This is a genomic window from Mucilaginibacter sp. A5337 (assembly GCF_059690695.1).
In genome coordinates this window covers 335,958-358,970 of sequence record NZ_JCAWEC010000001.1, presented here as the reverse complement: position 1 = coordinate 358,970, position 23,013 = coordinate 335,958, and the positions used below count along the sequence as shown (strand labels likewise).

Annotated in this window: 20 protein-coding genes; 12 read left to right on the top strand and 8 right to left on the bottom strand. The window is 42.9% G+C overall.

Translation table 11 applies throughout. The features are described 5' to 3' along the window. The first annotated feature begins 32 nt into the window (after positions 1-32). Positions 33-1,283, top strand: coding sequence for a DUF2130 domain-containing protein (locus AC59JO_RS01590; RefSeq protein WP_497302936.1), 1,251 nt, complete (start codon positions 33-35; stop codon positions 1,281-1,283). Between the two features lie 772 nt (positions 1,284-2,055). Continuing rightward, positions 2,056-3,828: a hypothetical protein gene (locus tag AC59JO_RS01585; RefSeq protein WP_497302934.1), complete on the top strand. Its 1,773-nt coding sequence runs from the start codon at positions 2,056-2,058 to the stop codon at positions 3,826-3,828. Between the two features lie 225 nt (positions 3,829-4,053). On the opposite strand, the gene AC59JO_RS01580 is transcribed toward AC59JO_RS01585, so the two are convergent. From AC59JO_RS01580 to AC59JO_RS01550, 7 genes are all read right to left on the bottom strand, one after another. Further along, on the bottom strand, positions 4,054-4,332 hold the full coding sequence (locus AC59JO_RS01580; protein ID WP_497302932.1) for a nucleotidyltransferase domain-containing protein: 279 nt from the start codon (positions 4,330-4,332) through the stop codon (positions 4,054-4,056). Continuing rightward, the gene (locus AC59JO_RS01575; RefSeq protein ID WP_497302930.1) at positions 4,329-4,982 is read right to left on the bottom strand and encodes a hypothetical protein; all 654 of its coding nucleotides are present in this window, start codon (positions 4,980-4,982) and stop codon (positions 4,329-4,331) included. Before AC59JO_RS01575 ends, AC59JO_RS01580 begins: the two co-directional genes overlap by 4 nt. A 22-nt stretch (positions 4,983-5,004) precedes the next feature. Then, a complete protein-coding gene (locus AC59JO_RS01570; protein ID WP_497302928.1) occupies positions 5,005-5,799 on the bottom strand; it encodes a hypothetical protein in 795 nt (264 codons plus the stop codon). 38 nt (positions 5,800-5,837) lie between these two features. Then, a complete protein-coding gene (locus AC59JO_RS01565; RefSeq protein ID WP_497302926.1) occupies positions 5,838-6,740 on the bottom strand; it encodes a ribose-phosphate diphosphokinase in 903 nt (300 codons plus the stop codon). 56 nt (positions 6,741-6,796) lie between these two features. After that, complete coding sequence (locus AC59JO_RS01560) at positions 6,797-8,215, bottom strand: nicotinate phosphoribosyltransferase (protein WP_497302924.1); 1,419 nt, start codon at positions 8,213-8,215, stop codon at positions 6,797-6,799. A 4-nt stretch (positions 8,216-8,219) separates the two neighbouring features. After that, entirely contained in the window at positions 8,220-9,119 is a 900-nt protein-coding gene (locus tag AC59JO_RS01555; RefSeq protein ID WP_497302922.1) for an NUDIX domain-containing protein, read from the bottom strand. A gap of 259 nt (positions 9,120-9,378) precedes the next feature. Next, entirely contained in the window at positions 9,379-10,065 is a 687-nt protein-coding gene (locus AC59JO_RS01550; protein WP_497302920.1) for an NUDIX hydrolase, read from the bottom strand. Positions 10,066-10,511: 446 nt separating this feature from the next. On the opposite strand from AC59JO_RS01550, the gene AC59JO_RS01545 reads away from it, so the two are divergent. From AC59JO_RS01545 to AC59JO_RS01505, 9 genes are read left to right on the top strand one after another with little or no spacing between them, the layout of a single operon-like run. Beyond that, positions 10,512-12,914, top strand: a complete 2,403-nt coding sequence (locus tag AC59JO_RS01545) for a GumC family protein (RefSeq protein WP_497302918.1) — start codon at positions 10,512-10,514, stop codon at positions 12,912-12,914. Between the two features lie 47 nt (positions 12,915-12,961). Continuing rightward, positions 12,962-14,323 (top strand): lipopolysaccharide biosynthesis protein, encoded by a 1,362-nt coding sequence (locus AC59JO_RS01540; RefSeq protein WP_497302916.1) that lies wholly within the window; start codon positions 12,962-12,964, stop codon positions 14,321-14,323. Positions 14,324-14,336: 13 nt separating this feature from the next. After that, positions 14,337-14,993, top strand: coding sequence for an acyltransferase (locus AC59JO_RS01535; RefSeq protein WP_497302914.1), 657 nt, complete (start codon positions 14,337-14,339; stop codon positions 14,991-14,993). Continuing rightward, complete coding sequence (locus AC59JO_RS01530; RefSeq protein WP_413668867.1) at positions 14,981-16,255, top strand: hypothetical protein; 1,275 nt, start codon at positions 14,981-14,983, stop codon at positions 16,253-16,255. The genes AC59JO_RS01535 and AC59JO_RS01530 overlap by 13 nt, the downstream gene beginning before the upstream one ends. A gap of 12 nt (positions 16,256-16,267) precedes the next feature. Then, on the top strand, positions 16,268-17,038 hold the full coding sequence (locus AC59JO_RS01525) for a glycosyltransferase family 2 protein (RefSeq protein WP_413668866.1): 771 nt from the start codon (positions 16,268-16,270) through the stop codon (positions 17,036-17,038). A gap of 3 nt (positions 17,039-17,041) precedes the next feature. Beyond that, positions 17,042-18,340: a glycosyltransferase family 4 protein gene (locus AC59JO_RS01520; RefSeq protein ID WP_413668865.1), complete on the top strand. Its 1,299-nt coding sequence runs from the start codon at positions 17,042-17,044 to the stop codon at positions 18,338-18,340. 16 nt (positions 18,341-18,356) lie between these two features. Further along, positions 18,357-19,514: a glycosyltransferase family 4 protein gene (locus AC59JO_RS01515; protein WP_413668864.1), complete on the top strand. Its 1,158-nt coding sequence runs from the start codon at positions 18,357-18,359 to the stop codon at positions 19,512-19,514. Beyond that, positions 19,465-20,181: an acyltransferase gene (locus AC59JO_RS01510; RefSeq protein ID WP_121230009.1), complete on the top strand. Its 717-nt coding sequence runs from the start codon at positions 19,465-19,467 to the stop codon at positions 20,179-20,181. Before AC59JO_RS01515 ends, AC59JO_RS01510 begins: the two co-directional genes overlap by 50 nt. Positions 20,182-20,206: 25 nt before the next feature. Next, positions 20,207-20,806, top strand: coding sequence for an acyltransferase (locus tag AC59JO_RS01505; RefSeq protein ID WP_497302910.1), 600 nt, complete (start codon positions 20,207-20,209; stop codon positions 20,804-20,806). A gap of 3 nt (positions 20,807-20,809) precedes the next feature. On the opposite strand, the gene AC59JO_RS01500 is transcribed toward AC59JO_RS01505, so the two are convergent. Next, positions 20,810-21,475 (bottom strand): acyltransferase, encoded by a 666-nt coding sequence (locus AC59JO_RS01500; RefSeq protein WP_413668862.1) that lies wholly within the window; start codon positions 21,473-21,475, stop codon positions 20,810-20,812. A gap of 366 nt (positions 21,476-21,841) precedes the next feature. On the opposite strand from AC59JO_RS01500, the gene AC59JO_RS01495 reads away from it, so the two are divergent. Then, positions 21,842-23,002 carry a DUF1972 domain-containing protein gene (locus AC59JO_RS01495; RefSeq protein WP_497302908.1) on the top strand — a complete coding sequence of 387 codons (1,161 nt, stop codon included), beginning with the start codon at positions 21,842-21,844 and terminating at the stop codon, positions 23,000-23,002. Positions 23,003-23,013 lie beyond the last annotated feature (11 nt).

Genomic DNA, 23,013 nt, shown 5'->3' with positions numbered 1-23,013 from the left:
TGATTTACAGGAAAAATTTTCCTTTTAGTAATATGGCTACAGAAGTTAAGTGTCCAAGTTGTGGTTTCGGATTTCCGATAGAAGAAGTAATGGCCGAGGAGTATAAAAAAGAACTCAGGGTTAAAATGATGGATTATACCCGTCAAAAAGAGGAGGAATACCGCAAAAAGGACGAGGAGTTTTTAAACAAGGAGCGCCAGCAGCAGGCTGCCTTCGAACAACGGCTTAACAACGAAAAAAAGCAATTACAGCAAACGCTTGAAGATAACCTGCGTAAAACCATAAGCCAGGATTTTGAGAACCAACTTGTACTGCTCAAAAACTCTGCCGCCGAAACTGAAGAGAAGCTAAAACAATCACGCCAAAAAGAACTGGAGTTTTTGCAGCGCGAAAGTCAGTTGAAGCAAAAGGAAGAAGAAATGGAGCTTGCCATACAACGTAAGTTGCAGGAGCAACGTAACGAACTTACCGACCAGATCCGCAAACAAGAGGCCGAACGCCATAGTATAAAAGATACCGAGTATCAGTTAAAAGTTAAAGAACTCGAAAAACAGCTCGATGACCAAAAGAAACTGGCCGACGAAATGAAGCGCAAAGCCGAACAAGGCTCCATGCAATTGCAGGGTGAAGTTCAGGAGTTAATTTTGGAAGAAGCATTGCGTAATTATTTCCCGTTTGATATCATAAGTGAGGTAGGGAAGGGTGTGCGTGGGGCCGACTGTGTGCAAACCGTACGCAACCAGTTTGGGCAGGAGTGTGGTAAGATTATTTACGAAAGCAAGCGCACCAATGCTTTTTCGATGGATTGGATCGAGAAGCTAAAAAAAGACATGCGCAGCATGGGCGTTGATGTAGCCGTGATTGTAACCCAATGCTACCCCAAAGGCATGGATTGTTTTGGCGAACGTGATGGCGTTTGGATCTGTAGTTTTGACGAGGTAAAGGCGGTGTCATACATTTTAAGGGATGGAGTGATGAAATTATCAAACCTGGCCAAGTCGCAGGATAACAAAGGTGATAAAATGCACCTGCTATATGATTACCTTACCAGCAGCGAGTTTTCGGAGCAATGGAAAGCCATTAGAGAAGGATATATGAGTATGCGCCAGTCTATCCAGCGGGAGCGGGATGCCATGGAGAAGCTTTGGAAGGCCCGCGAAAAGCAATTGGATAAGGTGCTGTTAAGTGCGGCCCATATCCGCGGCAGTATTGAAGGCATAGCCGGGAATGATACTATCCAGCTTAACCTTACTGATGATGAGGATGCGTTGCTGTTAGAGTGATCTATAACAGCTGATGGCGTGCAGACGCAAGCCTTTTTTGACTATATGCTTTGTAACAAATGGGATGTTCCAATTTTTTGATTCCCGAAAAAAAATTGAAAAAGGGTGCGGCGCTTTTTTTTAAAAAAACTCAAATGTCCCATTTTTTGAGAGTGAAACAACGGAACGGGTTAAAAGTATTACTGATTGATAATCAGATGTTTAAGTTTTTGTGCGAAACATTACTAAAATACTGATAATCAGTTTTTAAAACTTTTTGGAGTGTTTGTTTGGTGTTTCACTCCTGCTCACATGGCTGCTGGTTTTTGGGTATGTTTTTATCATTTTTTTGATGTTTTTTAGATATCGCCTGTTGCTTGAATTTTGATGGTGACAAAGTACTGCCACCATTGCTTAAAGCCGGGAAGGTTAGCTTTGTGCTTTTCTCTTTTTATGACGAAGCGTAGCTTCGTCTGGCTGGTTGGCCAGCATGAATGATGTAACGGGTACGGTCCGTTAAAGCAGGTGCAAGCGTGTTGCGTGTATTTCGTTCGTTTTAAAATAATATTTAGCGAGATTATAACTTTATCCTCTATAGGACAGTTGATGTTAAGGTCATAAGGCTAAACTGAAGGCGTAATATGTTTTAGGAAAAAGTTACGCTGTCGCTAAACTTCGACCAGTTGGGAGATAAGTTGATAAAGCGAAACCCCTGGCGCGTGCGGCAACAGCAATTGATAGCATAAATAGCGATTGATTTTTACAATAAGGTGGATATTAGCTATTTTTGAGCATGAAACTAAACCGCCTTATCGTACTGTGTTTTGCTGTTTTATTTTTTTATGGATGTAGAAAAGGAGAAAACGCAAAAGAAATAATACCACCACCTACACCCGGTCCGGGAGTGACAGAAATTGGATTGTCGGGTGATATAAAGAACCCTGATGGCTCTCCGGCCGAAGGAGTAGAAGTTACTATAGACGGACATAAAACCATAACTTCAGCTTCGGGCTTGTTTGAGTATACCGGCAAAGTAAGTAACGCTGATAAGGTAAAACTTTCGATATCAAAAAACGGGTATTTCAAATTCAGTAAAACCTTTACGCTGGAAGAGAATAGTACGATAGAAAACCTTTCTTACCTTTTAATTTTGGAACAAACCGCCGGAAGTTTCGGATCGGCAAGCGGCGGTACCATCACCACTACCTATGCTACGCTGGTTTTTCAGCCTAATAGCTTTGTTAATCAAGACGGAAGCGCCTATAATGGAAACGTTTTCGTAAAAATGCCTCCCAATATCATTAGCGAATATGCGGATAAGTTACCGGGGGATACCAGGGCTTTAACGGCAGCCAATCAGAAAGTTGTGTTAGACCATTGGGGAGGGATGAATGTGCAGGTTTATGGCAACACCGGGCAACTGCTTAAACTGGTAAAGCCGGTTAATTATACTTATAAAATTGACTGGCAGTATGTTTACATTAATAAAAGCAACTCAATAAAGATATGGAGTTACGACGAAGCCGATGATATCTGGAAAGAAGCCGGTGATGCCACCTTGAACGGACAATATTTTACCGGTAGCACAACAAGTCTATCCTATTTGCAATGGGGCACAGCTTATCCGCAAGCTTTGCTCAGGGCTTATGTAACGGATGGCAATTCAAACCCGGCCAGCTTTTTTAGGCTTGGTTGCGGTATAGATAATTACGCCGTTAATAGTTTTTCGGGCGTAAGAATTAACTCCAAAGGCGTTGCATTAATTTACGTGCCGGCCAATATACAAATACGTACAGCCGTAACATCACCATGTTATGATATGCTGAACGCCTTTTTAATCCCGCCAATTGCGGTAGATAAAAAATTGGAGCAACCATTGGTTGTTAAATTGGCGCCATACATAACCACCTTTGAGGGTAAAATAGAAGATTGCGGATTTAACGGCGTGAAGGGCAGGGCCGAGTTTACTTTTAACGGCAAAAAGATACTGAGTAATCTTGATAACAATGGCTATTTTAAGTTTACCTTCCTTCTCTGCGAGTTCAACGGTAACAATGGTAAATTGGTTGTTTATGATGAGCAAAACAAAATTATTCATCAAAACAACAATAACCCGATAAGGGCCGGGATTAAAAATGCCTATTTGGCTTCATTGTGTACCGTACCGCAAACCGGTAAGGTAACAATAAATGTAAAGGGAAAAACCTATACGTTTGAAACGCCTAAAGATAGCCTGTCGATGAGCGAGATCTTTGAACCTTGGAATGGTAGCCCGACAACCATGATCTCTGCGCACAGTGCCGACAGAACACAGGGCTTTCTGCTGACTTACCTTGGCTTTAAAGGAGGGAAAGTTGATTTGTATACCTGCAGCTTTTCTATACCTTCAAATAATTACACCATGACCTGGGGGCTTTACGAACGTGGTACAACCCAGATCACAAAATATAAAACGAGCGACACCTTAATTGAGGGAACGTTTAAAACCAAAACTAATCTCAATTTTTCGGCATGGGCGCCCGGTGAGGTGGTGGAGATAATCGGTAGTTTTAGTATTTCGAGGTGATGAAGATCCGGAAACGCTAATTCTGATCGGAGCTTAGTGATAGTGTAACTCAAGCACGTTGCTTGCGTGGCCTGAATAGCAATAAAGGATTTACTGCCGTCATAAAGTTAAGCTGAAAGCTTAAAGCATTTTAGGACGAAGTTACGCTATCGCTAAACTTCGACCAGTGGGGTGCGACACGCGTGCGCCAGCGAAGGGTTGAAGGCAATAGCTAAATAATATAGCTTATAGAATAGGAACGCAATTTTGTTTAATAATGAAGTTTGTTTCGATTTCTTCTTCCGCAGTTAAAAAAAGCAAATGAATAGGTTTATAATCCGCCTTACCCAAAATCCTCCTGATTGTTAGAGGAGAACTAGAGTGTTCATAAATTATCAAAATGTCGATATCATTTGGCTCGGCACCTGAACGAGCAGCCGAGCCAAAAACAAAGGCTTTAATCTCTCCAATTTGCTGTAAGTGTTTTTTAAGCAGGCCAGATATTGCAGCTACTTCAGGCTTCATTTTTTATTAAGTCTTCCAAGTAAATCCCGCCATATAAAGATGTCTGCGCCGATTTCTGCAGCTGCTGAATAAGCATTTCCAGTTGGATTTCCGTTGGGATTAGTTTTTAAAATACCGTCAAAATTCCCGTAGGTTCTTATCGCTTGCCTTACCTCGTCGCCGCTAAGTTCATATGAATTTATCAACACAATAGTGAAAGGCGGAAGGCCTCCTTTTCTATGTATCTTAAAAATACGATCGTAAAGACGCTCCAAACGGGTAACTTGTGAATGTCTTAGTAGTCCTTCCTCAACAAAATTATATTCCCTTTTTTGTATCTCGGCGTAGTTGTCGGTTGTAAAAGTACTTGAAATTTCACCCATACCGCCCCAACCTATATTTTGTTGCCTTAAATAATCAATTGCGCTACCGCTCCAAATTGCACCAAATCTCGCAATTATGATGTTGGGAGTCTTTGGCCCGCTCATGCAAACTTGGTTGAAACTATTCTTGGTTATAGTTTCGCTGTTTTCAATAACACCTACGGTTACTGTTTTACCTCGCTTCGTACGAACTTCGATTAAAAATTCACCAAGGCCAGTTGCTTCGTCTATATCAAGATTTTGCCCTGGCTCGTTTAATTTCTTTAAAATCCAATTTCTAAAACTCATTATTAGTTTTTCAAAATGTCATTCATTTTTCCGGGAATCTACTTGCTATTGCCAAATTATCACCAAGATGACGCTCAATCAAATCGTAAACGTGTTGTCTGAAATTTTCGACTGTATGAAGTTCGTCTTCATTAAGGAGATCAGCATTCATATCTAGTAATAATAAAATCTCCTGATTGTTGGGAACGATTTGTGTTATCATTTTTCTTTTCCAGACAATTGCTTGTTCAGCTTCAGGATTTTCCTGGTAAGGCAAATCAGGATTTAGACTATCGAAAATTGCCTTATTTGTTCTTAAGATTTTAGCGATATGTGCTCTTGCATCAACCCTGTTTTCAAACTTGGGAATACCTATGGTTTCAATAATGCGTTTTTTGTGGCTAGTTTTCCATTTTTGAATGAGTTCGACGGTGAACATTTGAGGCGCTTTGTCGATTTCGGTATGGCATGACGGACATAGCAGAATTAAATTATCGTATTCGGCTCTCGCTTCTTCATCGAAATCTTGCCCACCTCGTGGCCCTTTGTCAGATGCCGCAATTATGTGAGCCATCTCACCTATGTGATAATCCGCAATATCGAGATCCGAGAAAAGATATCTATGGCATTCTGGCCTGTTACAATGGCCTGCTGAATCAGCAAATAGGCGTAATTTTGTTTCGGCACTAGGATTTATCCTGCCGTTCACACAACTTTCAGGCATCGAAGATTTGGGATTTTTAATGTTTAACTGTTTTATATAAAATAAGCAATATAATAAAATACCCCCGCTATCGCAAGGCTGTGCCTTGTGGCCCACATGAAAGGTATAAACCATGCATGCAACTGGATGATAATGTCATACACATTTTCAAACTACCCACAAATCAAACCCGCCACAGTCCTCACCTCCACAAAATCATCTACTTCCAAATCCTTACAATTTACATGGGTATCGGTACAAATCAGTTTTTTAATAGCCCCGCAGGCTTTTAGCTTCCCAATACCATCGTTCACAAACAAACCATGCGTGGTGATCACATAAATATCCCCGGCACCGGCATTTTTATAGGTCAGGGCGGCGTTTACGATGCTGCCTCCCGAGCGGATCATATCGTCATAAATGATAACCGTTTTGCCGGCTACGTCGGCGTTGATGGCGCTTACTTCGGTATGGTCGCCTTTTAGGCGGCGTTTGAGGATGAAGGCGGCATTTACGCCCATATCGTTAGCCAATGATTCCACCCATTTGGCGCGGCCGGCATCGGTGCTGGCCATTACAAAGTTATCGCCGCCATAGCGGGTGGCTGCCTCTATCACAATATCCTTGCAGTACACATGTACAGGGTACAGGTCCTGCTCAAAATAATACTGGATGCCTTCGCTATGTAAGTCGAACAGCATTACCTTATTGCCCCGGTTTGATTTGGGAATGGCCGAGAGCAGGCGGGCGCGGGTTTTGGCGGTTACAATTTCGCCGGGTTTAACGGCACGCTCCATGGTGCTGTAACCAAAGTAGGGAATCACCAGCGTAAGCGAATCGGCGCCGTAGCTTACCAGCGACGAAGCAAGGTCATACAGTTCGAGCGTGGCGCTGTCGTTCACAGTTCCGCCGATCAGCAATACCTCGCGGCCTTCAACATTGGAGAGGATGCGTTGGTAGCGTTCGCCATCGGTAAAGTAGCTTACCTCAATTTCTCCGCGTTCGCAATGACCGAGGGCAAGCACTTTTTCGGCAAGGTATTCATAACCGGTTATGGCAAAAAGTAATTTCTTCATTATATAAGAGCTTAAAGCAGAATGCATAAAGCACAAAGCTTTTTTGTTAATGTGATTTATTGGTTTTGCAAGGTATTAATTACCTGTTCAAAGGTAAATTCTTTAACAATATGGCCGTTTTCGAAAACGGTTTGGAGCTGGTCGGCCAGTTCGGGTTGTTCGTCCTGGTGGATGGTTTTATAACCTTCAGCAGTTTTTACCAGTTTAAGCCTTCCGCCTTTGCTCTTTTTAAAGCTGGTGGTGATGTTGCCTTGGGCATCCATTTCGGCAGGGCTTTTTTCAACGGCTACTTCTTTACCATCAATTACCGCGCTGCTGCATTTCAGGGCAAACTTTTGGGTGTCACGGTCGACTTTTTGCAGTAATGCGCCGCCCATGCCCAGCACCAGGTTTTCGGCGCTGATGCCGTTTTCTTTCAGGGCTTTGTAAATCACACCGATCTCGGTATAGTTAACGCCATCGCCCTGGATCACCCTAACCTGCGGAGGCAGCACTTTATACCCTTTGGTATTGGTGGTAAAGCCGAATTTATCAAACAGTATCTTAAAGATCTCCAAAAGGGTCATTACCGGATCGCCACTGTCCGGGCGGATCACCAGCGTGCCATCACGTTTCAGGATCTCTTCTTTCAGGTCTTCGCCCCAGTATTCGCTGCAGGCGCGGAAAATGTTAAAGCTATCGCTCACACAGGCAATAACGCCCGTAGGGAAGCTGCGCAAAACGTGTTTAAATATTTCCAGTTCGCCTTCCTGCCCAAGCAGGGTGCAAATGCTGTGCTCTGTAGCCGGAATGCTCAGTCCATGCACTTTTTGCGCACGATAGTATTTAATAGCCATGCCAGAACCCGCCAGGTTATCGCTGCCTGCAAAACTAAGCAGATGGGCAGCCCCCCCCAGTTTGGCACTCTCCACACTGCTCACCCCACGGAAACCAAAATCATTCAGCACAAAACCAATCCCGCCGAAAGCTTCGGGCGTAGCGGTTTCTTCATAATATTGAGTAACTACTTTTTTAACCTCGTGGCTTAGTGTAGCTACGGTACAGGGGTACCAAACCTGCATCAGCAATGTTTCGAGGAAGTTGGTGAGCCAGTAACATTCCGGATCGGTGTTTTCGATGGTCATGAGCACGTTGCCGGTGGGTACGCTGGTGCCTTCGGCCACGGCTTTGATGCGCACCGGCAGGTGACCGTTATATTTATCCAGTATGTACTGAAACTTGCTGCAATCAAACACATCATCGCGGCCGAAAACCTGTTTCAGAAATTCATCGGCCTCGTCCAAATCAACCTGGTTAAAGGCCGGGCCCTGCAGGTATTCCTTCAAAAAATATTGCAGACCGAAAAAAACGGTTTCGTTGAACATCCCGCCGCGGCTTTCCAGGTAACTGTAAATATTGGTGGTGCCGGGGTAGTAAAATTTATGGTGGGCGTATTTATATGCGTCGGCTAAAAGAATCAGATTTTCCCTTTTCATGGCTTTAGTTTTTAAGGTATTTGCCGGTGATGAAATTAAACAATTCAATGTGTTCTTCGCTAATAGAGCCGTCTTTTATCATTAAAGGCAGGTCGGTAAGTTTAAACCAGGCCAGGTCGGCAATATCATCCTGGGCCTTTGGCTCACCACCGATAAAATCGCAACTAAACAGCAGGGTAATGATCTTGTCGGCCTCACTGCGGTAGCGCCAGTCGTTTATTTTGGCCGATGTTTCGTACTGCATGGCCGTGGTTTGCATTTCGCCGCATTCTTCGGCAAGCTCGCGTTCGGCAGCATCTTCGTAACAGCCATCTTCCGGATCGGAGAAACCGCCTACAAAACGCCATTTATTGTTGATGGCTTTTTTGCCTAACAAAATCTCGCTGCGGTTATTCCTGAACAGGGCTACATCAACAGTAGGGTATACCTTTGGGTATTGGTTATAGTAAGCGTACAGGATGCCCGCACGGAAATCATTGGAGTCGAAGAAAACCTTATCGGCGTATTGTTTACGCAGTTCGGTGGCGTTATAGTCGCCATGCTCGGGCAGTTCAATGGTTTCAAATTTGCCGCTGTAGTAGGGGATAAAGCTGTCGCGGCTGCCATATAGGCAAAACTGCTCTGCATTGAAAACACTTTTCAGCAGGTTGTCCAGATTATCCGACCAGATTTTATCGCTCGGATTATCGCTGATGGGCAGTACCACAATTTCAGGATAATCCTTTTTAATCATTTTTTCACGCGTATAATAGTCGTAAGGGTTTTTGCGACTGCCTTTTATGGGGCTAACACCCAGTAATATAATCAGTTTGGCATGATTTTGCTTAACCTGTGCTATCAGTTGCCTGTGACCCTCATGCAGGTACGGCGTTTGAAAGCGTGCTATAATTACTCCTGTTTTCATTTCTATTTTGCGTTAATTATACACAAATATAAATATGTGTTTTTAATACGCAAATTATTTTTGATTTTTTCGGGAGAGGGGGAGGAATAAAACCACGTCATTGCGAGGAGCGAAACAGGAATGCGCGTCGGCGCGACGTGGCAATCGCATGTTATACAGAGCGGCTTTGCTTCCGTGCGATTGCCGCGCTGCGCTCGCAATGACATGTTGGTGTAGGCTGATTTTTAAAGTCTCCCCTTTAGGGGAGATTTAGAGGGGCTTATATCTCAAAACTAATCCCCTCTTTTTGAAGCTGGTAATACTTTTCCTCGTTAAAACGGAAAAGGTTACCCGGCCTGCCGGCTCCTTCGAGGGCTTGTTTTTCGGTAGTTTCTTCCAGGAAGCCGTATTTGGTGATCTTCTTTTTAAAATTACGGCGGTCGATAGGGCGGTCGAGTACCGCGAGGTAGAGTTTTTCGAGCTCGGAGAAGGGGAACTTTTCTTCGAGCAGTTCGAAGCCCACGGGTTGATAAAGCATTTTGCTTTTAAGGCGTTCGCGTGCCACGCTGATGATGGTAGTATGATCAAACGCCAGGGCGGGAAGTTTTTTGATATTGAACCAGTTTACATCGCTGGCGTCAGTAGCTGCTTTAACAACAAAGGCATCCGGCCGTACAAGGCCATAATAAGTTATGGAGATCACCCTGTTCCGCGGATCACGATCCGGCTGGCCGAAGCTGTATAATTGTTCCAGGTAGGTGATATTTACACCGGTTTCTTCCCGCAGCTCACGCTGAATAGCTTCTTCTAACGATTCATGGTCAGCCACTAAACCGCCCGGCAATGCCCAGCTGTTTTTAAAGGGTTCGATATTGCGTTTGATAAGCAGTACGGATAAACCTTCCTTTGAGGTATATCCAAATACTACAGCATCAACGGCAACCTTTATATTTTGGGTGACTGGCATAATACAAAGTTAGATATTGGGAAACGGCGGGACAAGGGTTTATAAATAAATCAATCATATAAGACCTCCGTGTCAAAAGTGCTCATCGGTGGTGATGTGATCTATATAATGTCCCGACCTCGAAGAGGTAATATGATTGTTAGTGGTTGGCAATATCTTATCTTTATAACAATATCTTTATATGTATTATATAATGCGATATATAGCCTAATCTCCAGTTTCCAACCTCTAATCTCTCACCCCAATCATTCATTTCGTTCATTATTAAATCATTGTTCACTTTGTTCATAACCGTTCATTTTCAAGGTTAAACGGCTTTTCTGAGTTAACTTTCGGTCAAATTAGTAGCACATAAATTTTGCCCTGATCATTGAGCTGCTTATTATTTCTACTTATGGAAACTGATAGCTTTATCATGATTATTGGCATTTTAATAAAATGTTGATATGGATAAATTGGACCTTTTAGCTGACAAGCTCGATTTCGTGTACAAAAAGGAGGAAGCTCCAGGCGATGTCCGCAGTCTTATTGCCATCTGCCTTAATTACTGGTATCTCTTCTGCATTGGTATAGTGGTGTGCATTGTTGCTACTTTTGTATACATCCAGTACGAGCCAAGTAAATGGAACATCAGCAGCAAAATTATTGTTGAGGACGAAAAAAACTCGCCTACCAAAGCCCTTACCAACGGTGTAAACTCTGATCTGGCCTCTTTGTTTGATATTAAGAGCAATGCCGATAACGAGGTTAAGGTGCTTAAATCGCGCAGCCTCATCAAAAGGGTGGTCTACCTGCTCGATCTTAATATTCATGTTTATGACAATAATGGCTTCCGCAAAACTGAGGTATTTAACGAAGCGCCTTTTAAAATTAATATCGGCTATAAAACCGATAAACTGGTGCTGGCTAATTATACCTTAGAGGTGCTGAACAGCAATACCTTCAGGCTTACAAATGACAAGGAATCGGAAGGTATCACAGGTACTTTTGATAAGCCGGTAAGTTTACCCCAGTATAACCTTACTTTCCACAAAACGCAGTACTTTAAACCCGACGGCGAATACAAGATCAAGGTTCAAACTCCCAAACAAATTGAAAAGGAGCTCGATGAAAACCTTGGTGTCGGGCTCGACGATAAGCAGGCCACCGTTATTGACCTAAACCTGAGTTACAGTAATCCTGAACGAGGCCGGGTAATACTTCAAAAGCTGATGGACGTTTACCTGCAAAACAACCTGGCCAACAAGATCCGTATTGCCGATAGCACCATGAAGTTTATTGATAAACGCCTGGTAGTTGTTGGTGCAGAGCTGGGTAAGGTTGAAAAGAACCTGGAGCAATACAAGGTTCAGAACAAGATCTCAGATATCAACGCACAATCAAAAGCGCTTATAGAGGGTGCAAATTCCTATCAAAGTAAGCTGAATGATAACGAGGTGCAGCTCGCTATAGCCAATGATCTTTATAAATACGTAAACGATGCCGGCAATCCACAGGTAGTACCAAGCTCGTTAATTACCAAGGATATGGCTTTTGGTACTGCTATAAACGGCTACAATGAAATGCTGCTGCGCAAAGAGCAACTGCGGATGACGCTTACCGATAACAGCGTGATCATCAAAAACCTTGATCAGCAGATTGAACTGGCCCGCCAGGCATTGGTAACCAGTTTGAGCAATTACCGCAACAGCCTGAGGGTATCGCAATCGGCATTTAAAAAGCAGAACGCTACCATTGAAGATAAAATTACAAATGCGCCGGTAAAAGAACGGATCTACCTGGATTATGCCCGCGAACAAAGCCTTAAACAGGACTTGTACCTGTTCCTGTTGCAAAAGCGTGAGGAAACAGCCATATCGCAAACAGCAACACTTTCAAGCTGCCGTATTTTGGATGATGCCGATGCCGACGAAAAACCTTTCGCACCTAAAAAATCACTATTGTATCTTATTGGCGCAATTGCCGGGATCTGTATCCCGGCAGCTGGGCTTAGTGTTAAAGAGTTGCTGAACACCCGTATCAACACCAAGGCCGATATTGATAAACATACCAGTGTGCCTTTATTTGGCGAGATAAGCCGTGGCGATAAGCGCTCAAAATCGTTGGTTTATAATGATTCCCGCTCAACGGTGGCCGAAGAGATCAGGGCGCTGCGTACCAGTTTAAAGTACGTTACCGATAATAAAAAAGGATCAAACGTGATCATGTTTACCTCAAGCATGAGCGGGGAGGGTAAATCATTCATTTCGCTTAACCTGGGTAATTCCATAGCCCTTACGGGCAAAAAAGTGGTATTGCTTGAGCTTGATCTGCGCAAGCCTAAACTGCTCAAAAACATAGGTGGTATGAAGGATGATTATGGTTTTACTAATTATGTAATTTCTCCCGAAGGATGTGTTGACTGCCTGGTTAAACCTTTTGAAAGTAACCCTAATTTCTTCTACATATCATCGGGCCCGGTACCGCCCAATCCGGCCGAGTTGCTGATGGACGACAGGCTTAAAATCCTTATTGAAGACCTTAAGAAAAAGTTTGATTATGTGATCATCGATACTGCCCCGGTTGGCCTGGTATCTGACGCACTCATTATCGAGGAATTTGTTGACGTTACTTTCTATGTGGTACGGCAAAATTATACGCTTAAAACACAGCTGGGCATTGTAAATGATTTGCACCGCACCAAAAAAGCCAAGCACATGTACCTGATAGTGAATGATATTGAAATGCGTACCAATACCATTACAGGTTACGGGCACGGCTATGGCAGCTATGGCTACGGATCGCCCTATGAAGATAGTAGCAGTAAGGTGGCAGACTGGCTCCGGAAAATAAAAATGAACGTTTGGTAAAATAAGATTCTTCTTAATCTGCTTTAAATCCCCCTAAACCCCATTTTATGTTGCAGGTATTAACAGTTGGTATTAGCCGTTTTTTTAACAAAGGACACGAACGCTCGGTAAGGGCGCGGAAGAATATTTTCCGCTCAATAGTGCTAAAGGGTGGCAGTGTGGTTATTACACTGGTCATGATCCCGCTTACCATCAGGTACGTAAATCCTACCCAATATGGGATCTGGCTTACCTTAAGCTCACTGATAACTTGGGCTGCCTTGTTTGATATGGGTTTGGGTAATGGCCTCAAGAATAAACTGGCGCAGGCTATAGCCCTTAACGAGCCCGAAAAAGGTAGAGTTTACATCAGCTCAACTTATGCCATTATGAGTGTTATCGGGCTGCTCATGTTCGCGGTTTTTTACTTTGTTAATCCTTATATAAAATGGACAAGCATTTTAAATGTACCTGATGATGGCAGCGGCTATCTGAATAAAATTGTACTGATCATCTTCGGCTTCTTTTGCTTTCAGTTTGTGGTGCAGCTTATTAACACAGTGCTGGCGGCTAACCAGGAGCCGGCCAAAACAGCACAGTTGAATTTTGTTGGGCAGATACTTTCGTTACTGGCCATATTGATATTGATGAAATTGGTGCCAGGTTCATTAACCTGGCTGGTGATGGTGATGGCGGGTGTGCCTTTATTAGTAATGCTTGGGGGAAGTATGCTAATGTTCAAAGGCGATTACAGGTTACTGGCACCCGCCATCAGCGTAGTGAATTTTAAAAGCGCCAGGCAAATGCTTGGCGTTGGCAGCACGTTTTTTATCATTCAGATTTGTGCGCTGGTCATGTACGAGTCGGATAATATTGTTATTACTCAGCTGTTTGGGCCAAAGGAGGTAACTGTATTCAATATTGCCTACAAATTATTTTCGGTGGTACTGATGTTTTTTGTGGTGGTGATAACGCCTTTCTGGAGCGCGTTTACAGAGGCTTACACTAAAAACGAGTATGAATGGATCAAAAATACCCTTGCCAAAATAAACAAGCTTTGGCTGGGCCTTAGTTTATGTACAGTAGTGCTCACTGTGCTGTCGCCCTGGCTATATGACATATGGGTAGGTAAAAGCGTTTCAGTACCGCTGAACCTTTCTATAGCCATGTGCATTTACATTATAACGTTGATATGGCAGGCCATTCACGTGCAGTTTTTAAATGGAATAGGCAAAATCAGGCTGCAGCTGTACCTGGGGATAACTACCTCGGTAATTAATATTCCGCTTTCCATTTTATTAGGAAAGCTGATAGGCGTAGCGGGGATTCCTTTAGCCAATGCCATCATTTTTGTGGTGATGGGGATAGTTTTTTCTACTCAAACTAACAAAATCATTAACCGTAAAGCAACGGGTGTTTTTAACCGGTAAGGAGAACAGGAAAATGGGACTAAGTTATATCATCAGAAAATTTTACCGGGCTTTGAGAGTGGTGTATTTCAGGTCGGCTCGTAGCTATTCTCATGCGGTAACCACGTTCAAATTCTGGTTAAACGGGGTTGAGTATCATAAAGATTTCACCGGTTATGGTATTCCCATTCTTGATATTAACATGCAAGGGAAGTTTAGTATAGGCAAAAACTTCTGGTTTAACAGCGGCAAGTATCACGCTATGGGAGGCAGGCAACAGCAATGCTATTTTGTAGTGGCAGCCGGTGGTGAGCTAAGTATTGGCGACTATGTGGGCTGTACTTCTGTGGCGTTCATTTGCCACGATAAGATCAAGATCGGCAATCATGTGAAGATCGGCATCAATACGGTAATCTACGATACCGATTTCCATTCGCTGTACGCCGAAGCCCGAAACGATATTCCCGAACGCCTGGATGGTTTGCGTACTAAACCGGTTATCATTAAAGACGGAGCTTTTATAGGCGGTCATACCACCATATTGAAAGGGGTAACCATCGGCAAAAATTCGATAGTTGGGGCTGGTTCGGTAGTTTTTCAGAGCGTACCTGATGAGCAGATCTGGGCGGGAAACCCGGCAGTTTATGTACGTGATACTTATAAAATGGAGTTGGAAACATGCAGCAGGTAAATCAAACCGTTTACGCCCTTTTGTTTCTGGTAATGGTGCTGGCATCATTCTTTCACATGCAGGCGCCTGTACTTGGCCTTGCCTTGCTCATTATTTTGCCGCCGGTTAAACACCAGTTTGCTGTAATAAAAATGGCCGGAGTGTTTGTGGTGTTATTTGTACCCGCGCTGTTGGGCTTGATAGCAGGATATCAGAATAGTACTTATCTTATTTTTAAGGATTTCTATTATTTCTCAATACCAATATTATTTGTGCTGGCAGGCATTGTGCTGGCCCGCCGCATTGAAGTTGAGCTGTTTTTGAAAACGCTTGTTATAGCAGGTGTATTGGTATCATTCCTTGTAACGGGAATTTCCATTTCATATATGGGGGTAGGTGCGTTAACCGATCCATATTCGGCCCATTATGCTATTGGTATTGTGGGTACACCCGCGCCGCCAATTGCTTTTGCGTGTTTATTATTTACCTGGAAGTTTGATATCAGGTTGTTCCGGCGCAATTTGTTCAGGCTGTTTTTGGGCGTCAACGCCTTTGGTATCTATATGTTTGCCTCGCGAACCTATCTCATCATCACCCTGTGCTTTATGCTGCTGCTTATCGCCGACAGGATAAAACGGGTGTGGATTTTCCCAATTATATTCCTGCTTGGATTATTTGTTATTGTGGTGCCATTTATTACCGTAAGTGTAAGCTCAGATAGTACCTTCCTTAACAAAATCATGGGCTCGTTTAACGAAGTGAGCGTGGGGAACTTTAATACCGAGCAGGATATTAACCTCCGCTACCGCGGTTATGAATCATTCATGGCTTTTAAAGGCTACCTGGATGGCGGGCTGCGCGATTGGATTTTCGGCGGCCTCGGCAAGCTTATCGACCTCAAAACATTTGTACATCTTGGCGAAGATGCCGATTTTCAATATATCCCGGTTTTGCATAACGGATGGCTTTATATTCTTGTAAAAACAGGTGCCGTTGGTGTGCTGGTTTATATGAGTATTTTTTTGGGTTTGATTGCAACCAAATGGCGTTCATACGCGGATGTGAAGGGCAAGCCGGTTATCCGGATTTTTTCGGCTTTTATTATCGGGTGTGTGTTGAGTTTGCTGCTCACCAATTATATCGTAACTGCCTTTTTCAATATGGAAATGAGCGTAGTAATGGTATTGCTTGGCTACAGCTACCTGAATGTACATGTATTGATGCATCAATTAAAAACAAGGCAACAGTTTACAGAATTTCAGTTGGCTGGCTTAAATGTTTAACGAGGATAGGATATGGAGCAAATTTATAACTCACAAAAAGTAACCATTATTACGGTAGTTTATAATGCCGTAAATACCATTGAAGGCACTATAGAGAGCGTTCTTAATCAAACCTATAAAAACTTAGAATACATCATTGTTGATGGCGGATCAACTGATGGCACATTGCAGATCATTGAAAAATACAGGAATAGGATTGACCGGTTTATCAGTGAGCCTGATAAAGGCATTGGCGACGGATTTAATAAAGGAATCTCCATGGCCTCGGGCGAGTGGATAGGTATGATCAATGCCGACGATTGGTACGCAGAAAACGCTGTAGAAAGTATCATGCAGCATATTTCAAAAGACGATTTTGTGTGTTGTGGCAATATCAGGTTGATAGGCGGTAACGGAACAGAGCGGGATAAAAAAAGCAAGGTAGGCTGGCTCAATTTCGGCATGTATGTGATGCATCCGAGTTGTTTTGTGCGCAGAGGAGTATACCGAAACGTAGGTAATTATGATATCGGGCTCAGGATAGCTATGGATTTTGATATGTTTTTACGTATCAAAAGATTTGGTTATAACATAAAATACATCGACAAGGTAATTGCCTACATGCGTACCGATGGTGTAAGTAATGACACCGCTAAAATGCATCGCGAAGAACTAAAGGTGATGCGCAGGCATTTGCATGGTATCAATTACATGCTCTCGTACCTGTTTAATTACCTTAACCGCTTACGCTGGCGTTTTTTTTATAAAGATCCGTTCAGGAAACCGATGAGTTTACAGGCATAAGCTATGAATAAAAATATACTTATATCCGCATATGCAATATCGCCCAGTAAAGGTTCTGAATATGGTGCCGCCTGGAATACGGTTATGAACCTTTCCACAAGGCACAAATTATGGGTGTTGTATGGCATGTCCGACGATCATATGGGCGATACGCAAACCATGCGCAAATATCTGTCAGAAAACAGGATCGCTAATGTAAGTTTCATTGAGGTACAGCCTGGCTTTATCGCAAAAACAATTAACCTGCTTAACAAAGTGGGTTTAGGCTGGTTCTTTTATTTCGCCTATTATTTGTGGCAAAAGGAAGCATATAAAGCAGCCCAAAAACTATTGGAAACTGTTGATATTGACGTGGTGCATCAACTTGGGCCCATAGGCTACCGCGAACCGGGCTTTTTATACAAGTTGGGTAAGCCAACCGTTTGGGGACCGATAGGTGGGATGATGGTTATTGATGAGCGCCTGATGCAAAATAAGCCGCTGGCTACCAAGGTAAAATTCATGCTGAAGAATATTATCAACAAAATACAGCTTGGTCATTCAACGCGGATAAAGAAAGCATTTGAACAAGTCGATGTATTGATCTCGGCAACTAAAACCGGACAGCAAACCATCATGAACAGGTTTGATCGTGATAGTTATTACCTGTCTGAGCAGGGGATCATAGGCGAAATGTCATTGAACCAAACGAAGTTTAACAGTGATATAGTGCAATTGATATGGTGTGGCACCCATATCGAACGTAAAAACCTGCAGCTTTGTCTTGACGCTCTCTCGCTGGTAGAAAATAATAATTGGGTGCTTAATGTGCTGGGTACCGGGCCGCTTACCGGTAAACTAAAGCAGTATGCCGCCAAACTGGGTTTGCAGGATAAAATTATATGGCATGGGCAGTTAAAACGAACCGAAGCCATGAGTATGATGGCTGCATCTCACCTGCACATCATTACCAGCATAGCGGAGGATAACCCGGCCGTGGTTTTTGAAGCCATGAGCTGTGGCGTTCCTTCGCTTACTATTGACCATCATGGTATGGGCGATGTCATCTGTAAGAAAAACGGTATTAAGATACCGGTTGGTGAGTACACTTTTATGATAAGAAGCATTGCGGAAAACCTTGATGATGTGTTTGCTAAACCTCAGTTTTTGCGGGATTTGGCTCAATCTACAATTGATTATGCTGCGGCGTTTAAGTGGGATAAAAGGTTAGATACCCTGGATGATATTTATACCAGGGCTATCAGATTGCGGGAGCAAAGTACCGCCTGCCTGGTAGCAAATGAAAACTTAATTGCTTTATGATATGAGGGGACAGGATATGAAGATACGGTTAGGGATAGATGCCAAATGGTATTTCGATGGCCCGCCGAGTGGGCACATGGTGGTGAAAAACCTGGTGGATGAAATTATCCGTACTGGTGATGATCGTTTTGAGGTATGTCTTTTCCTTGTTAATAAAAGTAAGACTAAAGCCCAATCTCATTTTCCGGCACAGGTAAAACTGATTTTTTTACCGGGAATCCCAAACCTGTTATCAAACCTGTTCCTGGTGCCGCTAATGACATTGATATACAATATCGATGTTGTGCTGTTTCAGAATTTTGGCAGTGCATGGCCGGCCAGGGCTTTGAAAATAGCCTATATTCATGATGTGCTGTTTCTTGATTATCCGCAATATTACACCAAAGCCGAGGCTACTTATTTTAAGCAGATGATCCGTTTTGCAACTAAGGCCGATCAGATCATCACCATATCTGAGTGCGAAAAAAACCGCATGCAGAAGCATGGTATAAATGCCCCGTTAGGGATCAATGTGGTTTATCACGGAATTAACAAGGCGTTTAAACCGCTTCATGCGTATAATGAAAATGATATTCTAACCATCCAAGCGAAATATAATCTGCCAAAAAATTACCTGCTGTATGTCGGTCGGGTAAATATCCGCAAAAACCTTATTGGTTTGGTTAAGGCATTAAACCTGTTGAAAAATTTTGATCTGATGTTGGTTATTGCCGGTGAGCGCGGTAACTATCCTGAGCTTGATGAATATGTAACCTCAAAACAGCTTTGGGACCGCATAATTTTTACCGGCCATGTACCCGAGGCCGACCTGCATTTGCTTTATGCGCGGGCAAAAGTATTTTGTTTTCCGTCATATGCAGAAGGTTTTGGTTTGCCACCACTTGAGGCTATGCAATGCGGTGTACCGGTTGTAGTTTCAGACAGAACGGCTATGCCCGAGGTATGCGGAACTGCCGTTCTTTATGCTAATCCGGATGATGAAAGTGAGATTGCTCTTGAAATAGAATTGCTTTTAACCGACCCGGCTTTGTACCATGAAAAGGTAAACCAGGGCATTGCCCAGGCACGCAAATTTTCATGGACAAAAGCTGCAAACGAAATATTAACCTTAATTACTGAGGCTTATGCTGGTAGAGAAAATTATTCGGAAGCTCAAGCGCAACCCCGATTATAAATGGGAAAGCAAGTATACCTTCAGAGATATGGGGGTAATATTATCGGGCAGGTTTGGCCAGATAATGCGGGGCGGATATACCCGCCTGTTTCTGAAACATGTTGAAGGCCTGCTTTTTATAGGTCGGAATGTAAAAATAAGGCATGCTTACCTTTTTTCGGCCGGTAAAAACCTGATCATCGAGGATAATGTATTCATCAATGCGCTTTCATACGATGGTATAATGGTAAAAGATAATGTATCCATTGCCCGCAATTGCACCCTGGTAGGTACCGGAATTATATCGCAAAAAGGTAAAGGCATAAGCATAGGCAATAACACGGGCATCAATGCCGGTGCTTATCTTGGCGGGCAGGGCGGCATTGAAATTGGGGATAATGTGATCATTGGTCCGGGGGTACAGGTGTTTTCTGAAAATCATAATTTCTCGGATCTCAATACGAATATTAAAGATCAGGGCGTATCCCGTGACGGAGTGATCATCAAAAACGATTGCTGGATAGGGGCCGGGGCTATCATTTTAGCCGGGGTTACTATAGGCAATGGATGTGTGATCGCCGCCGGGAGCGTGGTAACCCGGTCGGTTGATAATGATTCGGTAGTGGCCGGTGTGCCGGGAAAAGTTTTGAAAAACCGTAAGGTGATTAGTGTAGGGAAGGTAGCATAGAACGATAAAAGAATTTCGATTCAACATGAATATAACCGAACAAAATATAATGGATGTATCAACAGACCAAACGCCGGCTGTTGTGGCGACACCATTTGATAAATTAAAAGGTTCTTTTATTTATATGATCTGTGGTGTAATCGGTTATCTTCCTTTTCATACCCTGCGGATCTTTTGTTTACGTATGCTGAAAGCAAAAGTAGGTAAGCGTACCGGTATTTATAGAGGATTTGAAGTGAGGCGTCCGCGGCTTTTAACCATTGGCAATAGTTCAGTTATTGGTCACGGGGCATTGCTTGATGCGCGTTGCGGTTTAACTATCGGTGATAATGTTAATCTGAGTAACGAGGTGATGATCTGGACTTTACATCATGATTATAATGATAGTAATTTTGCGCAAACCGGAGCCCCGGTTACCATTGGCAACTATGCCTGGGTCTGTTCGCGGGCTGTGATTTTACCGGGAGTTACTATAGGTGAGGGGGCAGTTGTTGCCGCCGGAGCTGTTGTTACCCGCGATGTTGCACCATACACCGTAGTTGGCGGGGTACCTGCTAAAGTTATCGCCAAACGAAATGAAAATTTGAACTACGACTTGGGCGATGCCATTTTGCCAATTATCTGACTTTTAATATTTCCAGGTAATATTTTCTTTGAGCACCCGCATCGGGTTACCGCCAAAAATGCTTTTCTCGCCAACCAGTTTCTTGGTAACTAAGGACCCAGCTGCAATAATGCTTCCGTTGGGTAAATTAGCTCCTTTCAAAATGGTGCAGCGGCAACCCACCCAAACATTATCGCCAATAACAACTTCTTTGGGGTGATTAAAAACCTGGCCGTTTTCATCAAAAATGTGATGGAAATCGGTATCCATTACCAGGCTTTCCCAGCTTATACCGCTATTATTACCAATGGTGATTTTCTTTTCGGCTACTAATGCACATTCGGTGCTCATGTTAAAGTTTTCGCCAAAAATGAGTTGCCCATTTTCGCCCACGTTTATTTTGCAGCCATGCATAATGAAGGCACGGCCGTTAAAAACCACTTCGCCAAATACCTGCCAAACGCCCCGGGCCCTTTTAAAATCGGAGATGCCAACTTTACCGTAGCCAATTTGTATCAGCGCCGTTTTGATGGGGCCGTTTATGGTAACCTTTCCCTTGGTTTCGTGCAGGTAAATATTGTTCGAAATTAAAACGGGTAGTTTTATGGCCGTTTTAAAAGGAAAATATTTGAAATTAAAAACAATGCTTTTCAGGTTGATCCGCGAAAGTAGTTTCAGTGTTTTGCTCATTTACTAATAAGGTTTAAATAACTGCGAGCTTATTTAAATATATACAATTACCACTTCATTCGCATCCCGCATGGTTGTTAAATTTTAAACTCATGATTTTAATTTGCAGTGGGCTAAAGATACATAAAATGTCTGTTAAATAATAATCGTAAAATATTATTATTTGTAAATTATTATTTTATCGCTGTTTGTTTTGTTCACATCTGTTCATCCCGTTCATTCCGTTCATATGCCTTTAAAAAGCGCAAAAATCGGGTTTTTGTGCGTAATATTAGTCATTCATTAGTTCGGGCACTTGTTTTTAATGCAGGTATTAAAGCTGATGTATTTTAAATTAATATTTATATAATATCAAAAATTTGGCTTATGCGGATTGCTATTATCGGAACCAGAGGTATCCCAAATCATTACGGTGGTTTTGAACAATGTGCCGAATACTTATCGGTTGGTTTAGTAAAAAAGGGTTATGAAGTTGTGGTTTACAACTCGCATAATCACCCATACCAGCAAAAGGAATGGAATGGCGTTGAAATACGGCATTGTTATGACCCGGAATGCAAGCTGGGTACCATAGGCCAGTTTTTTTACGACCTAAATTGCATCAGAGATTTACAGAAAAGTAATTTCGATATCATACTGCAGCTGGGGTACACCAGTAGTTCTGTTTGGTCATGGCTTTTCCCGCGTAATTCGGTGGTAACCACCAATATGGATGGGCTGGAATGGAAACGGGCCAAATATTCAAAGCCTGTGCAACGTTTCCTGCATTTTGCCGAAAAGCTTGCTGTAAAATACAGCGACCACCTGATTGCCGATTCGACCGAGATTCAGCGCTATTTGGGGAACAAATATAAAAAGAACGCAACTTTTATACCTTATGGCGCCGAGATGTTTGAAAACCCGGACCCGGCAATACTGAATGACTATGCAATAAAGGCCTATGAATACGATATGCTGATTGCAAGGATGGAACCCGAAAACAGCATAGAAACAATACTTGATGGAGTTGTACGTGCCAATAACGACAGGCCGTTCCTGGTGGTTGGCAATACCGCCAATGATTTTGGTGAATATCTTAAATTGAAATTTGCACCTTTTGATAAGATCAGGTTTGTGGGAGGTGTGTATGATATGGCGAAACTTAATAACCTGCGTTACTACTCTAATTTGTATTTCCACGGACATACAGTTGGCGGCACAAACCCTTCTTTACTTGAAGCAATGGCTTCAAGCGGTCTTATTTGCTCGCACGATAATAAATTTAACCGGGCAGTATTAGGTGATGACGCCTTTTATTTTAGTAGCACCATGGATGTGGCCGAGCATTTACGCGCTGTAAATAAGGCCGATAAGGTATATGAACACTTTTTGGCTAATAATACCAATAAGATAAAAACGGTTTATACCTGCGAAAATATCGTAAACCAATACGCAAGCCACTTCGAAAGCATTAAACTGAGCAAGAAAAAAACTCAGTCAGCACTGCCCGGAAATGTGGAAGTTGCCCTCTATCTCGAAAACGCTTAAACAACAATTCA

Bases quoted from the DNA above. Each gene is read 5' to 3' on its own strand.
- AC59JO_RS01590 (WP_497302936.1), top strand. From the start codon at position 33: ATGGCTACAGAAGTTAAGTGTCCAAGTTGTGGTTTCGGATTTCCGATA.
- AC59JO_RS01585 (WP_497302934.1), top strand. From the start codon at position 2,056: ATGAAACTAAACCGCCTTATCGTACTGTGTTTTGCTGTTTTATTTTTT.
- AC59JO_RS01580 (WP_497302932.1), bottom strand. From the start codon at position 4,332: ATGAAGCCTGAAGTAGCTGCAATATCTGGCCTGCTTAAAAAACACTTA.
- AC59JO_RS01575 (WP_497302930.1), bottom strand. From the start codon at position 4,982: ATGAGTTTTAGAAATTGGATTTTAAAGAAATTAAACGAGCCAGGGCAA.
- AC59JO_RS01570 (WP_497302928.1), bottom strand. From the start codon at position 5,799: ATGGTTTATACCTTTCATGTGGGCCACAAGGCACAGCCTTGCGATAGC.
- AC59JO_RS01565 (WP_497302926.1), bottom strand. From the start codon at position 6,740: ATGAAGAAATTACTTTTTGCCATAACCGGTTATGAATACCTTGCCGAA.
- AC59JO_RS01560 (WP_497302924.1), bottom strand. From the start codon at position 8,215: ATGAAAAGGGAAAATCTGATTCTTTTAGCCGACGCATATAAATACGCC.
- AC59JO_RS01555 (WP_497302922.1), bottom strand. From the start codon at position 9,119: ATGAAAACAGGAGTAATTATAGCACGCTTTCAAACGCCGTACCTGCAT.
- AC59JO_RS01550 (WP_497302920.1), bottom strand. From the start codon at position 10,065: ATGCCAGTCACCCAAAATATAAAGGTTGCCGTTGATGCTGTAGTATTT.
- AC59JO_RS01545 (WP_497302918.1), top strand. From the start codon at position 10,512: ATGGATAAATTGGACCTTTTAGCTGACAAGCTCGATTTCGTGTACAAA.
- AC59JO_RS01540 (WP_497302916.1), top strand. From the start codon at position 12,962: ATGTTGCAGGTATTAACAGTTGGTATTAGCCGTTTTTTTAACAAAGGA.
- AC59JO_RS01535 (WP_497302914.1), top strand. From the start codon at position 14,337: ATGGGACTAAGTTATATCATCAGAAAATTTTACCGGGCTTTGAGAGTG.
- AC59JO_RS01530 (WP_413668867.1), top strand. From the start codon at position 14,981: ATGCAGCAGGTAAATCAAACCGTTTACGCCCTTTTGTTTCTGGTAATG.
- AC59JO_RS01525 (WP_413668866.1), top strand. From the start codon at position 16,268: ATGGAGCAAATTTATAACTCACAAAAAGTAACCATTATTACGGTAGTT.
- AC59JO_RS01520 (WP_413668865.1), top strand. From the start codon at position 17,042: ATGAATAAAAATATACTTATATCCGCATATGCAATATCGCCCAGTAAA.
- AC59JO_RS01515 (WP_413668864.1), top strand. From the start codon at position 18,357: ATGAAGATACGGTTAGGGATAGATGCCAAATGGTATTTCGATGGCCCG.
- AC59JO_RS01510 (WP_121230009.1), top strand. From the start codon at position 19,465: ATGCTGGTAGAGAAAATTATTCGGAAGCTCAAGCGCAACCCCGATTAT.
- AC59JO_RS01505 (WP_497302910.1), top strand. From the start codon at position 20,207: ATGAATATAACCGAACAAAATATAATGGATGTATCAACAGACCAAACG.
- AC59JO_RS01500 (WP_413668862.1), bottom strand. From the start codon at position 21,475: ATGAGCAAAACACTGAAACTACTTTCGCGGATCAACCTGAAAAGCATT.
- AC59JO_RS01495 (WP_497302908.1), top strand. From the start codon at position 21,842: ATGCGGATTGCTATTATCGGAACCAGAGGTATCCCAAATCATTACGGT.